This is a genomic window from Stenotrophomonas sp. SrG, from assembly GCF_050031795.1.
GTDB classification, from domain to species: domain Bacteria; phylum Pseudomonadota; class Gammaproteobacteria; order Xanthomonadales; family Xanthomonadaceae; genus Stenotrophomonas; species Stenotrophomonas rhizophila_A.
Genome location: NZ_JBNBBE010000180.1, coordinates 1 through 283, shown reverse-complemented (window position 1 = coordinate 283; position 283 = coordinate 1). Strand labels below are relative to the sequence as shown.

1 pseudogene is annotated in these 283 nt (G+C 70.7%); it reads left to right on the top strand.

Annotated elements, in window-relative coordinates:
* Positions 1–283, top strand: a pseudogene (locus tag ACQG3P_RS19445) (peptide chain release factor N(5)-glutamine methyltransferase); the annotation flags it as partial.

The window sequence follows — 283 nt, the reverse complement described above, 5'->3', positions numbered from 1 at the left end:
GATCCTGGCAGGCCCCCTGGGTCGGCGACCGCTTCGACCTGATCGCCAGCAATCCGCCGTACCTCGCCAGCGACGACCCGCACTTGGCCGCGGGCGACCTGCGCTTCGAACCAGCCACCGCACTGGCGTCTGGCCACGACGGGCTGGACGACATCCGCCTGAACATCGCCGGCGCGCCCGTGCACCTGCAGCCGGGCGGTTGGCTGCTGATGGAACATGGGTGGGACCTGGGCGAAGCGATCCGCGCGCTGCTGGAGGGCGCCGGATTCGTCGAGGTGGAAAC